Here is a 13,323-nt window from a genome sequence, read left to right as displayed (position 1 = left end):
TAAAACTTTTTATTATATTTGTTATAATTATAGTCATAATTATAACATGAATATACCTGTTGGCATTTTAAACCGCAATAAATATATTTCCCGAATACAGCCATTCATCCGTAAAAACCTGATTAAGGTATTAACCGGGCAACGTAGGGTTGGAAAGAGTTATCTGGTTTTTCAGATTATAAACACTATTATTGAACAGGATCAGGATGCAAATATTATTTATATTAATAAAGAAGATTTACGGTTCGATTTTATTCACAATGCAAATGATCTGAATGATTATATCCTATCAAGAATAAAGCCTGATGTGCATAATTATATTTTTGTAGATGAAATACAGGATATAATTGATTTTGAAAAGGCATTAAGATCACTTTTACTTGATCAAAATAACGATATCTACATTACAGGTAGCAATGCTAAAATGCTTTCAGGAGAATTATCCACCTACTTAAGTGGGAGATATGTTGAATTTACCATTTACAGTTTGTCGTATTCCGAATTTTTATTGTTTCATAAACTGAAGAACAATGATAAAAGTATGGAACACTATTTTAAGTATGGGGGGCTGCCTTATTTGATCAACTTAACGCTGAATGAGCAGGCTTTCGAATATCTTAATAGTATTTATACCACTATTTTGTTTAGGGATGTTGTTTCGAGATATAATTTGAGAAATAGTAATTTCCTGGAAAAACTTGTTCTTTTCCTGGCAGACAATATTGGAAGTTTGTTTTCTGCAAAAAAAATCAGCGATTTTCTTAAATCTCAACAAACTAACATAGCCCCAAATCAAATACAAACATATACCAGGTATTTGGTAAATGCATATATTATTCATGAGGTAGACCGTTATGATATTGTTGGAAAACGAATTTTTGAAACAGGTAGTAAGTTTTATTTTGAAAATACGGGTATCAGGAACGCCATTATTGGATATAGACCACAGGATTTAGGTAAATTACTTGAAAATGTAGTATATAACCATCTCTTATATTTGGGCTACAAAATAAAGGTTGGTACAATGAATACAAAGGAAATCGATTTTATTGGCGAACGCAAAGGCGAATTTATTTATGTCCAGGTAGCTTTAAAATTAGAGGATGAAGCAACCATTAAGCGCGAATTTGAAAACCTGCTTCAGATTGAGGATAATTATCCAAAATATGTAATTACCAATAGTCAGTTTAATGGGAATACCTATCAAGGGATACAACATGTTTATATCCGTGATTTTTTAATGTGGGAATAAAAGACAAAAAAAAAGACCACGTTCAATTGAATATTGGTCAGTATCTGGAATTTTAATTGTAGCTTAATATCTTGAATTAGATTGAAAAGTTATGATTAAACTTTTTTAAGATGATAATAAGACATAAAAAACGACTATGTTGAATTGCACAATAGTCGTTTTTTTTAGAGTTTTAAACGTTTTTAATTTCCTGCATAATCAGAAGGAATAATCACAACCTTTACTAAAGTATTATAATTCGGTGGGACTGTAGCTGTTAAATTATTGGTGTCCTGAACATCAAACCTTAAACCTCCATTAGAAATTTTATAACTAAAAGCATTGTAATTAAATGTATAAGGCAACTGGATATCACCATTTGGATCATTAGGGTGCTCAAAATAAACGAGTACGCCTTCATCATCCAATGTTACACCATCAATTGCGGATAAGGCCTTACTTACAGAGTAACTTCCGTTACTGTTACGTAACCATTCGTTCGAATTGATTGTAAAATTATACGTTTTAGCTCTTAGTTCTTGATAAACAGTTTCTTTCTTGCACGAAGCCAGACCTAGTGTGGCAATGCAAAGCATGAGGATGGTAAATTTTTTCATGTTGATTAGTTTTTATTTGTGTGTGATATGGGTATTACAAATCTGCTGCCAAAAAATGCAACGGCCTATTTATGGATTAATTATTGTACAGTAAACCATAAATACCAATTACAAATTTTCATTATTCACCTCATATGAAGATCTTTTTCCGTCTCTTACCCTGGTTAATTTTAATTGTTGCAGGGTACTTATTTATCTCCAAAAAGTTCAGCATCAATACCACTGTAGAAAGCAAACATCAGCTTCTGGTAGAGAAAATTGAGGCTATAGGTAAACTGGAACTGGTAAGGTACCAGATCAGCGATGTTTTAGAGCATAAAAATAAAACAGATTTTTTACCCGAAGCCAGTGTTTTGTTGATTGTTAAGGCCGAAGCGGTGGGCTGTATCGATCTGACTAAAATTACTAAAGATGATATTAGCATAGATGCGGACACTGCTGTAGTAAATTTACCACAGCCCGAAATCTGCTATGTAAAAATCGACCATAAAAACTCACGTGTTTACGATACCAAGATGGCTTTTTTCCGGGAAGCCAGTTTGGTAGATGAAGCATACAAAGCAGCCGAAAGACAAATTACTGCAGAAGTTAAAAAATCGAACATTTTAGCACAGACGAAAACCAATGCCACCACTGTGCTTAAGCCCATTATTGAAGGTTTGGGTTATAAGAATGTGAAGTTTACCTTTGAGTAGGGCTTAGGAGGTATAGGTCATGGGATTTAAGTTCGATCGTCACCCTGAATTTATTTCAGGGTCTTTCCGGGAAGGATAACATCAAGGTAAAACTTCGGAGGTTTGCACGATAGATGCTGAAATAAATTCAGCATGACGACATAATAGCTTAGTCTAAAAAATCCTCGCGGTGTGGGTTGAAAATATCAATTAATAATCCAGCTTCTAAACAAACCACGCCGTGAAAAACATTTGACGGGGCGAAAAAAACATCCCCTTCGTTCAGGATTTTTTTATCATCACCCATACTTACTTCAAAACTGCCTTTGGCTACGTAACTCATCTGCAAATGTGGGTGATGGTGAATGGTACCAACGGCACCTTTTTCAAATGCTACCTTAACCAACATCAGATCTTGATCATAAGCCATAATTTTTCGTTTTACGCCTGGGCCTAAATCTTCCCAGTCGATATCGCTATCCGTAATTAATGCTTTGTTGGTTAAGTCTTTGAAGTTCATTTTTATAAATATAAATTAAAAGAGTTGTCGTCTTTCCCGCGCAGGCGGGAATCTTAAAGCTATTGCATTAGGATTCCCAATCAAGTTGGGAATGACGAACCGCCTTTGGGTATTTTGCGAAAAACTTTGCGCCCTTCGATTAAAGATTAGACCCTTAAACCAAATATTCAAACAAAGTCTGATCCTGGTTTAGCTCGATAATTTCGAATTTAAAATCTTTCATACGCTGTAATAAACTGGCATAATCGTTTTTGTTCGAAAGCTCAATACCCACCAGCGCCGGACCATTTTCCCTGTTGGTTTTTTTAATGAACTCAAAACGGGTAATATCATCTTGTGGCCCTAGCACCTCATTTACAAATAATTTTAATGCACCTGGTCTTTGAGGGAAACGAACAATAAAGTAATGTTTTAACCCTTCAAAAAGTAAAGATTTCTCTTTAATCTCCTGCATGCGCTCTATATCGTTGTTCCCGCCACTAACAATACAAACCACGGTTTTGCCTACAATCTGGTCTTTAAGCTGATCTAATGCAGCTATAGACAGTGCGCCGGCAGGTTCTACCACAATGGCATCTTCATTATACAGTTTTAAAATGGTGGTGCAGATTTTTCCTTCAGGAATTAGATGCATCTGATCAAGCAGTTCCTTACAATATTCGTAAGTAATGTGGCCGATCCTTTTTACAGCGGCACCATCCACAAAGCGGTCTATCTCCTCTAATGTGTAGGGGCCACCATGCTCCATTGCTGTAACCATCGAGGGTGCGCCAAGTGGCTCAACACCAATCAGTTTAACATCGGGTTTAACGGTTTTTAGGTAAGCACTTACACCTGATGCCAGTCCTCCGCCACCTACAGGCATCACCACCATATCTAAATCAGGCAGGTCTTCAAAAATTTCTACGCCTACGGTAGCTTGTCCTTCAATTACCTTTTCATCATCAAAAGGAGGAATAAAAGTGGCCTTTTTTTCAGCGCTGTATGCCAGCGCTTCTTTTAAACAATCGTCAAAAGTATCTCCAACCAAAACCACCTCCACATGTTCGCCACCGAACATATAAGTTTGTTTTACCTTTTGTTTCGGGGTAATTTCAGGCATAAATATCACACCTTTAATGCCCAGTTTTTTACAAGAGTAAGCCACACCCTGCGCGTGGTTTCCGGCACTTGCACAAACTACACCGTTTACCAACAATTCCTGAGGCAGCGAACTGATTTTATTGTAAGCACCACGCAGTTTGTAAGAGCGTACAATCTGCAGATCTTCTCTTTTTAAATAAATATTGGCATTGTAAAAAGAAGAAAGTCCGGCATTAAACTCAAGCGGTGTACGTTTTACCACGTTTTTGAGCCTTTCTGTTGCAGATTTAAAATCTAGTGTATGTGGTGTTGTCGTATTCATTTTTTATAGTAACTAAGAATCAAGTATCTGGTATCAAAACAGATATCTTCTTGTGTTTTTTGTAAAGCAGGGTTTGGTATTCCATCGGTTATTACAGCCCTGCTATTCGTTTCAATCTTTTTAATACAGCTGTCTTGCTGAGGGGCGGAAAACCTGTTTTCTATCGGTTACAGATGCTTCGTGCCTCAGCATGACATCATATTTAAGTTGGCTGCAATTAAAAAGTATTTCCACTGCTATCAGGTTTAGGGAAGCCGAGTCTGTGTGTCAAACTAAAACGCACCGGCTTAACGCCAAAACCCTGAACCTTCAGGCCGTTCGTTTGTCGCTTTTAGCTTTAGTCTCTAACCTTTCGGCATCTAGGCCAGGTGCAGTGCAACCAATTGGTTTAAATCCTGGTCATTAATACCCTGTTTGCTATCGGCTAAAACCAAAAACTGTTTGTACACAATATCGAGGTGTTCTTTTTCCAGTTTATGGCCCAAACGTTCTAAATGATGTTTTAAGGCATGGCGACCGCTTCTCGCTGTTAATACAATGGTTGCATCAGGGAAACCAACGTCTTCCGGTTTAATAATTTCATAGTTTTCGCGGTTTTTTAAGAAACCATCCTGGTGGATGCCCGAACTGTGCGAAAATGCGTTTCCGCCAACAATAGCTTTATTTGGTTGTACCGGCATATTCATCTGGTTTCTCACCATATGGCTCATTTCGTAAAAGCGGGTGGCATCAATCTGGGTGTTTAAACCTAAAACTTTGTGCGTTTTCAAAATCATCACCACTTCTTCCATTGATGTATTGCCTGCACGCTCGCCAATACCGTTAATGGTACATTCTACCTGGCGGGCTCCATTTTGCAAACCTGCAATAGAATTGGCTGTAGCCAGACCTAAATCGTTGTGGCAGTGTACAGAGATAATGGCTTTGTCGATATTCTTTACGTTTTCTTTTAAATAAAGAATTTTAGAACCATATTGATCTGGTAAGCAATAGCCATTGGTATCCGGAATATTTACCACCGTTGCACCAGCAGCAATTACGGCTTCAACCATTTTGGCCAAAAACTCGATATCGGCACGGCCAGCATCTTCAGCGTAGAACTCCACATCTTCAACAAATTTTTTCGAATACCTTACCGCTTCTACCGCACGTTCTAAAATTTCTTCGCGGGTACTGTTAAATTTATGTTTAATATGGAAATCGGAAGAACCAATCCCGGTGTGAATACGTGGCCTTTTGGCATAACGTAAGGCATCTGCAGCAACATCGATATCATTTTTATTGGCGCGCGTTAAGGCACAGATAATCGGGTGGGTAACTGCTTTTGATAATTCGATTACGCTGTTAAAATCGCCTGGGCTGGATACCGGGAAACCAGCTTCAATCACATCAACACCTAAAAGCTCGAGTGATTTTGCGATTTCTATTTTTTGGTTTGTATCTAACTGGCAGCCTGGAACCTGCTCACCGTCACGTAATGTCGTGTCGAAAATATAAACTTTGTTTGGGTCGTGGATCATAATCTTGAGTTTAGGAGTTGATTAATTTTTGGGATAAGAATTTAAGTACCAGTTTACCCATTTCGGCGGTACCCAAAACTTTAAAACGGTTAGTATTTTGGTCGGCAATATCGTGCGTTCTAAAACCTTCTTTTAATACCTGGTCGATGGTGTCAACCAATAATTTAGCTTCTTCTTTTAGTCCGAAACCAATTTCTAACATTAGTGCCGCGGATAGGATAGAGGCTAGTGGATTGGCTAAATCTTTGCCGGCAATATCGTGTGCAGAACCATGGATGGGTTCGAAGAAACCAGTGCTTTCACCGACAGAAGCTGAAGCCAGCATCCCCATAGAACCTGCAATCTGAGAAGCTTCGTCAGTTAAAATATCGCCAAATAAGTTGGCCGTTAATACCACGTCGAATTTTTTTGGGTTTTTGATCAGCTGCATGGCTGCGTTATCAATAAACATGTGTTCGGTTTCTACATCAGGATATTGTTTGGCAATTTCCTGAACGGTTTCGCGCCATAAGCGTGAGCTTTCCAGAACATTGGCTTTATCTACCGAGCACAATCTTTTATTGCGCTGTTGTGCCGCCTGATAGGCTTTGTGGGCAATACGTTCAACCTCATAACGATGGTAAATCATTAAGTCAGAAGCTGTATTTCTGTCTTCAGAACGTGTTTTTTCGCCAAAGTAAACATCTCCGGTTAATTCGCGGAAGAACAAAATATCGGTTCCCCTTAAAATTTCGGGTTTAATGCTTGATGCCTGAAGAAGTTCATCAAATAGTAATATTGGACGGAGGTTGGCAAACAGCCCCAGTTCTTTACGGATTTTTAACAATCCTTGTTCTGGTCTAACTTTTAAACTTGGGTCGTTATCGTATTTGGCGTGACCAATGGCACCAAAAAGGATGGCATCGCTTTGTCTTGCTTTTTCTAAAGTTTCGTCTGGCAGGGGTTCGCCGGTAACTTCAATTGCCGCATGGCCCATTAAAGCTTCTTCGAAAACAAATTCATGGCCAAAAATTTCGGCAATTTTTTCTAATGCTGCTTTTCCCCAGGTGGTAACTTCGGGTCCAATACCATCTCCAGGTATTACTAAAATATTCTTCTTCATTGTTTACTCCTCTTTTGCCTTTGCAGTTTACCACGGATTTTCACAGATGGGCACAGATTGACTTATGCTCTGGTTTATGTTTCCGCAAACCATTAGATTTTTATCTGTGGTTAATTTACATCAGCTTAATATTTCTGTATTTAAACTTTCGACGACTTTTACCTCGCCTTTTTCTAACAATATTCTTTTTTCTATGCAGGTTGGCAGCTGCGATTCAAAATGGCCAACATAAATTAAGGTCATCCCATTGCTGCACAATTCATCAACCAATTGGTTAAAATGCTTGGTCTGCTGTTGGTCTAAGCCCTGGCAGGGTTCATCCAGAATTAACAGTTCCGGGTTTTTTATAATCGTCCGCGCTAACAGCACCAGCCGTTGTTTACCAAGTGGCAGCGCCGTTAATAATTCATTTTTATGTTCAGAAAGGCCAAAGTACGCTATCAGTTCATCTACCTGGGTGCTCTTGGTATATGGCAACTGCTGAAATAAACCCACAGTATCGTAAAAACCAGAGGCAATGCTTTGCCAAACCGTAGCGGTGGCATCGAAATACCAATGAAACTCGGGCGATATCAAACCGATATGCTGTTTAATGTCCCATATACTTTCACCGCTTCCACGTCTGTTGCCAAATAAATAAAGCTCGTTGGCATAAGATTGTGGGTGATCACCATTGATCAGGCTCAATAAGGTAGATTTTCCTGAACCGTTATGGCCCTGTAGTAACCATTTTTCTCCAGCCTTAATTTCCCAGTTTATATTTTTCAGCACCTGTTTTTCACCATAGCTGATGTTTACATCAACCATTTTAACAATATCCTCAGCACTATAAACAGGTGATGCTTTTAAGAAATCCGGAATTTCTCTTAAATGGATTTCGGTCTCAGAACTTCCTAAAACAGCTACTTTAACCAATTTTCCATCACTTATTTCAAAAAATGAACGAATGGACTCAGGTAATTCACTGTCATTACTGATCAGGAGTAATTGAACCCCTTCTCCAGCTACCTGATCCAACAACATGTTCAGGTTTTTGCGCGAAGCTGCATCTAAACCTGTATATGGTTGATCGATAATTAATAACTGCGGTTTTAACCAGAGCGCCTTTACCAGTTGCAATTTTTTGTGTTCGCCGCTGGATAATTCAATTAACTGTGAACTGGCAAATGTTGCAAAGCCCAAAGCTTCTAAAATCGGTTCTACCTGATCGAAATGAAGGCCTTTTTCTTTACCATAACTCACCAATTCTGCATGAACGGTTAACGTATCATTAGCTTGTAAACTGGTGTACCGTTGTTGATAATAAAAATTGGCTACACCTTCTAAGTTTTTGAACTGGTACCAGCTTTCGACATAATGTACCTCTTGAGGAAGTTTACTCTGCCCGTCAAAATTAATTTCTATGCTTCCCTGGAATGGAACCAGACCCGCAATGGCTTTGGACAAAGCTGTTTTTCCGGTTCCGCTTTCGCCTCCTATTGCATAGCTTTCACCGATATTCATTTTCCAATACAAATCCTTTAGCACCGTTTTATTGCGGTAACTTAAGTTTAAATCCTGTATGTAAACGAATGGTTTATCCATTATCTGGTTTGTTCAAATGCTTCAATTAATTGTTTTTGGTTTAAGATGAAATCGATATCATCGTAACCGTTGATGAGGCATGATTTTTTATAAGGATTAATCTCGAAAGATTCTTTAGCACCGGTTTCTACGATAGTAACGGTTTGATTTTCCAGATCAACTTCTAATGCAGATTTTGGATTACTGTCAACCGCCTTGAAAATCTGCGCCAGGAATGCATCACTTACCTGGATAGGTAACAAGCCGTTGTTCAGGGCATTACCTTTAAAAATGTCGGCAAAAAAACTGCTGATTACGGCATCAAAGCCTGCATCCTGAATGGCCCATGCGGCATGCTCGCGACTGCTACCGCAACCAAAGTTTTTTCCTGCAACCAAAACCTGACCGCTATAGGTAGGATTGTTCATTACAAATTCTGGTTTCGGAGTATTATCGCCATTGTAGCGCCAATCGCGGAACAGGTTTTCACCGAAACCTTCGCGGGTAGTTGCTTTTAAAAACCTCGCAGGTATAATCTGGTCGGTATCAATGTTCTCTATATTTAAAGGCACTACTGCCGATGTTAATTTTGTGAATTTTTTCATGTTAATATAGTATCAGGTAGGGAGTATTAAGTAGCGAGACTTAAATTCCACTTTTTATCTTTTATCTCAGGCCTTTTGCTTTAAGGCGGTAATTTTATACTTCATGTTTTACCCTCTGCCTTAAGCCTTATTACCCTCTGCCCTGGTAAAGTGTTCAACTGTTGGAAAAGGATCATAGAAGTGATGCAATAATTTTTTCCAATCCTGGTATGCTACCGATTTTCTAAAACCTTCGGTATGTGCCTCCAGCGTTTTCCAGTTTACCAGCAGGATATATTTGTTTTCTACTTCTACACATTTCTGAAGCTCATGCGAAATGTAACCTTCACTATCGGAAATGATTTTTTGCGCTTCGCTAAAAGCTTTTTCAAAATCAGCCGATAATCCGGCTTTTACATTTAACATGGCAACTTCTAAAATCATAATTTTTCAAAATTGTCATGCTGAGGAACGAAGAATCTTTAATTATTCTGGGCAGGTTTTTCATCGCCTGCAGATGCTTCCTTCGTCAGCATGACAGTTGATTTTAAACCTTCTCCAACATTTCCCTTACGTCGGTAATTTTTCCGGTTACTGCTGCTGCTGCTGCGGTAAGCGGACTGGCCAATAAGGTACGTGCATTTTGTCCCTGTCTACCTTCAAAGTTTCGGTTCGATGTGGATACACAATATTTACCTGCCGGGATTTTATCTTCGTTCATGCCTAAACAGGCGCTGCATCCCGGTTCGCGTAACTGGAAACCAGCAGATTCGAAAATTTTATCTAAACCTTCGTTTTTAGCCTGTTGTTCTACCTGTTTTGATCCTGGTACAATCCAAACCGTTACGTTATCTGCTTTACGTTTGTCTTTAACGAAATCAGCCACTTCACGTAAATCTTCAATGCGTGAGTTGGTACAGCTTCCGATGAAAACATAATCAACTGGTTTTCCGATCAATGATGAATCGTCGTCAAAACCCATATAATCCAAAGCTTTTTTGTAAGATACTTTTTCGGTTTCTGGTTGTGCTGTGGTTGCCGGAATATGTTCCCGGATACCCATTCCCATTCCCGGGTTTGTGCCGTAAGTAATCATAGGGGCAATATCTGCAGCATCGAAAGTTAATACACTATCGAATTTCGCATCAGCATCACTATATAATGTTTTCCAGTAAGCCAAGGCTTTATCCCACTCTTCGCCGGCAGGAGCAAATTCTCTACCTTTAATGTAGTCGAAAGTGGTTTGATCTGGTGCAATTAATCCACCTCTTGCACCCATTTCGATACTCATGTTACAGATCGTCATACGGGCTTCCATACTCAAAGCTTCGATTGCAGAACCTGCATACTCGATGAAATAACCTGTACCACCAGCTGCAGAAATTTTGGCAATAATGTATAAGATAATGTCTTTTGCTCCAACACCCTGTCCGAGTTCGCCGTTTACCTCAATTTTCATGGTTTTAGGTTTCGACTGCAATAAACATTGCGTCGCGAAAACCTGCTCTACCTGAGAAGTACCGATGCCAAATGCAATGGCACCAAAAGCACCATGGGTAGAGGTGTGGCTATCGCCGCAAACCATTGTTTTACCTGGTAGGGTTATACCTAATTCAGGACCAATAACGTGTACAATCCCTTGAAAAGGATGCCCCAAACCATATAGTTCAACTCCGAATTCTGCGCAGTTTTTGGTGAGCATATCTACCTGATAACGCGAAAGCTCTTCTTTAATGGGTAACAACTGGTTTAACGTTGGTACGTTATGATCAGCAGTTGCTACCGTCTGCTTTGGACGGAAAACAGGTAAGCCTCTTTTTCGCAAACCATCAAAAGCCTGCGGAGAAGTTACCTCGTGTATTAAGTGTGTATCAATGTATAAAATATCGGGAAATCCTTCTTCACTTTTTACAACGTGAGCATCCCAAATTTTTTCTACTAATGTTTTTGACATCTTTGCTATTATTATTTAATGTTTGTCAGTCTGAACTTGTCGAAGACTTTTAGTTATAGAAACAAAAGAATTCCTTCAACAGGCTCAGGATAACATTCTTTTTGTTTCTATGCTGTTTTAATCGCCTTCATTGCCGTCATGGCTTTACGCAACGTTGCACCAATCTGCTCTACTTCGTGTGAACGGATCGCTTCGTTAACATCAATGAGTTTTCTGTTATCAACCGCGCCATCTTTACCTTCATTAAAGTTTTTACCAACTAAATCGGTATCTACTTTTTTCATGAAATCGCCTAAAAGTGGTTTACAAGCCTGGTCAAATAAATAACAACCATATTCTGCAGTATCAGAAATTACGCGGTTCATTTCGAACAATTTTTTACGTGCTATGGTATTGGCAATAAGTGGTGTTTCGTGTAGTGACTCGTAGTAAGCAGATTCTGGTTTGATACCAGCCTGAACCATAGTTTCGAAAGCCAATTCAACGCCTGCACGAACAAAAGCAACCATTAAAGTATAGTTGTCAAAATATTCCTGCTCACCGATTTTAACATCACCAGCAGGTGTTTTTTCGAATGCAGTTTCACCAGTTTCAGCTCTCCATTTTAGGAGGTTTTGATCACCATTTGCCCAATCTTCCATCATGGTGCGGCTAAATTCGCCACTCATAATATCATCCTGGTGTTTCTGGAATAATGGGCGCATAATATCTTTTAATTCTTCTGAAATTTCGAAAGCTTTGATTTTAGCTACATTGCTTAATCTATCCATCATGGCGGTAATGCCACCTTGTTTTAAGGCTTCGGTAATGACTTCAACACCATATTGAACCAATTTGGAAGCATAACCTGCATCGATTCCTTTTTCGACCATTTTATCGAATGAGAGGATAGAACCAGTTTGCAATAAACCACATAGAATTGTTTGCTCGCCCATTAAATCTGATTTTACCTCAGCTACAAAGGATGATTTTAATACACCAGCCCTATGGCCGCCTGTACCCACACAATATGCTTTTGCCTGGGCCAATCCTTTACCTTGCGGATCGTTTTCAGGGTGAACTGCAATTAAAGTAGGAACACCAAAACCACGAACATATTCTGCTCTAACCTCACTACCCGGACACTTAGGTGCAACCATAATCACCGTTAGATCTTTACGGATCTGCATGCCTTCTTCAACGATGTTAAAACCATGAGAATATAACAAAGTAGCACCTTCTTTCATTAAAGGCATAATGGCATTTACGACTGCTGTGTGCTGTTTATCCGGAGTTAGGTTAATCACCACATCGGCATTAGGAATGAGTTCTTCGTAAGTGCCAACGGTGAAATTGTTTTCAGTTGCATTTTTCCACGAATCGCGTTTGCCTTCAATTGCTTCCTTACGTAAAGTGTAGCTTACATCTAAACCACTATCTCTTAAATTTAACCCTTGGTTTAAGCCTTGTGCGCCGCAACCTACAATTACCAGTTTTTTGCCTTTTAATGCGCTAACGCCATCCAAAAATTCGGAACTGTCCATGAAGTCGCAAACACCTAATTGGTTTAGTTTTTCTCTAAGAGGTAATGTGTTAAAATAATTTGCCATTGTTTTTATTGGTTAATTTCTATTTAATTATCGTTTTATATATTCTTTTTCTTCAGTTTGATTACACAGATTAAGGGATTACACCGATTTTATTTTCCATTTTACGTGTACTTTTTCAGTGCTAATGCGTAGCCAAAATGTACATTGTCGTGACCGATGGTGGTAATCAATACCTCTTCAATGCTGTTTAACTGTGCACCATAGGTAGCTGTAGTAAAAGGGGTAATATTTGCAAATGTTCCTTTTGCATAATCAGCTTTAATGGTTTCAATACTTGCTATGGCTATAGCTTTCAACGCTGCCACTTCCGCTTCGTCAACGGTATACGTTGGTTTCGTATCTTTTTTGTAAAATTCATTAAACTTTACAGCACTGGCATCGGGCCAGATACCGGTGCGGAAATAACACAGTGTTTGGGTGCTTACTACAATGTGCCCAAAGTTCCAGATGATGTTATTGTTGTAACCATCCGGAATTTTATTCAATTGTTCGATAGTTAAGCTATCAATCAACTTGATAAATGCCGTTCTTGAGTTAATTATAAATTCAAATATCTGATCCATC

Annotated in this window: 13 protein-coding genes; 2 read left to right on the top strand and 11 right to left on the bottom strand. The window is 38.8% G+C overall.

The features are described from left to right. Nucleotides 1–46: 46 nt before the first annotated feature. Nucleotides 47–1,252, top strand: a complete 1,206-nt coding sequence (locus ABEG20_RS13515) for an ATP-binding protein (protein WP_406823855.1) — start codon at nt 47–49, stop codon at nt 1,250–1,252. A gap of 182 nt (nt 1,253–1,434) precedes the next feature. Here ABEG20_RS13515 and ABEG20_RS13510 read toward each other — a convergent pair whose 3' ends face one another. Then, nucleotides 1,435–1,848: a hypothetical protein gene (locus tag ABEG20_RS13510; RefSeq protein ID WP_406823854.1), complete on the bottom strand. Its 414-nt coding sequence runs from the start codon at nt 1,846–1,848 to the stop codon at nt 1,435–1,437. Between the two features lie 134 nt (nt 1,849–1,982). On the opposite strand from ABEG20_RS13510, the gene ABEG20_RS13505 reads away from it, so the two are divergent. Next, entirely contained in the window at nt 1,983–2,543 is a 561-nt protein-coding gene (locus ABEG20_RS13505; protein ID WP_406823853.1) for a DUF4230 domain-containing protein, read from the top strand. Nucleotides 2,544–2,691: 148 nt separating this feature from the next. Here the strand turns inward: ABEG20_RS13505 and ABEG20_RS13500 are convergent, their stop codons facing one another. The 10 genes from ABEG20_RS13500 to ABEG20_RS13455 all read right to left on the bottom strand — a co-directional run bounded on the left by ABEG20_RS13500 (nt 2,692) and on the right by ABEG20_RS13455 (nt 13,322). Continuing rightward, on the bottom strand, nt 2,692–3,042 hold the full coding sequence (locus ABEG20_RS13500) for a cupin domain-containing protein (protein WP_406823852.1): 351 nt from the start codon (nt 3,040–3,042) through the stop codon (nt 2,692–2,694). 154 nt (nt 3,043–3,196) lie between these two features. Beyond that, nucleotides 3,197–4,447: a threonine ammonia-lyase IlvA gene (gene ilvA / locus ABEG20_RS13495; protein WP_406823851.1), complete on the bottom strand. Its 1,251-nt coding sequence runs from the start codon at nt 4,445–4,447 to the stop codon at nt 3,197–3,199. A gap of 359 nt (nt 4,448–4,806) precedes the next feature. Beyond that, nucleotides 4,807–5,967 (bottom strand): 2-isopropylmalate synthase, encoded by a 1,161-nt coding sequence (locus ABEG20_RS13490; RefSeq protein ID WP_406823850.1) that lies wholly within the window; start codon nt 5,965–5,967, stop codon nt 4,807–4,809. A gap of 10 nt (nt 5,968–5,977) precedes the next feature. Beyond that, a complete protein-coding gene (leuB, locus tag ABEG20_RS13485) occupies nt 5,978–7,069 on the bottom strand; it encodes a 3-isopropylmalate dehydrogenase (protein ID WP_406823849.1) in 1,092 nt (363 codons plus the stop codon). Nucleotides 7,070–7,189: 120 nt separating this feature from the next. After that, nucleotides 7,190–8,653, bottom strand: coding sequence for an ATP-binding cassette domain-containing protein (locus ABEG20_RS13480; RefSeq protein ID WP_406823848.1), 1,464 nt, complete (start codon nt 8,651–8,653; stop codon nt 7,190–7,192). Then, nucleotides 8,653–9,237 carry a 3-isopropylmalate dehydratase small subunit gene (gene leuD / locus ABEG20_RS13475; protein ID WP_406823847.1) on the bottom strand — a complete coding sequence of 195 codons (585 nt, stop codon included), beginning with the start codon at nt 9,235–9,237 and terminating at the stop codon, nt 8,653–8,655. Before leuD ends, ABEG20_RS13480 begins: the two co-directional genes overlap by 1 nt. A 120-nt stretch (nt 9,238–9,357) precedes the next feature. Beyond that, nucleotides 9,358–9,660, bottom strand: coding sequence for an antibiotic biosynthesis monooxygenase family protein (locus ABEG20_RS13470; RefSeq protein WP_406823846.1), 303 nt, complete (start codon nt 9,658–9,660; stop codon nt 9,358–9,360). A 103-nt stretch (nt 9,661–9,763) separates the two neighbouring features. Further along, the gene (leuC, locus tag ABEG20_RS13465; protein ID WP_406823845.1) at nt 9,764–11,170 is read right to left on the bottom strand and encodes a 3-isopropylmalate dehydratase large subunit; all 1,407 of its coding nucleotides are present in this window, start codon (nt 11,168–11,170) and stop codon (nt 9,764–9,766) included. 107 nt (nt 11,171–11,277) lie between these two features. Further along, complete coding sequence (gene ilvC / locus ABEG20_RS13460) at nt 11,278–12,759, bottom strand: ketol-acid reductoisomerase (protein WP_406823844.1); 1,482 nt, start codon at nt 12,757–12,759, stop codon at nt 11,278–11,280. Between the two features lie 101 nt (nt 12,760–12,860). Further along, entirely contained in the window at nt 12,861–13,322 is a 462-nt protein-coding gene (locus ABEG20_RS13455; RefSeq protein WP_406823843.1) for a DinB family protein, read from the bottom strand. Between the last annotated feature and the right edge of the window lies 1 nt (nt 13,323).

The sequence above is a fragment of the Pedobacter sp. KACC 23697 genome (assembly GCF_045348445.1).
Taxonomy (GTDB): Bacteria; Bacteroidota; Bacteroidia; order Sphingobacteriales; family Sphingobacteriaceae; genus Pedobacter.
Note: the sequence above shows the minus strand (reverse complement) of the source record. Positions and strands in the feature narration are given on the sequence as shown.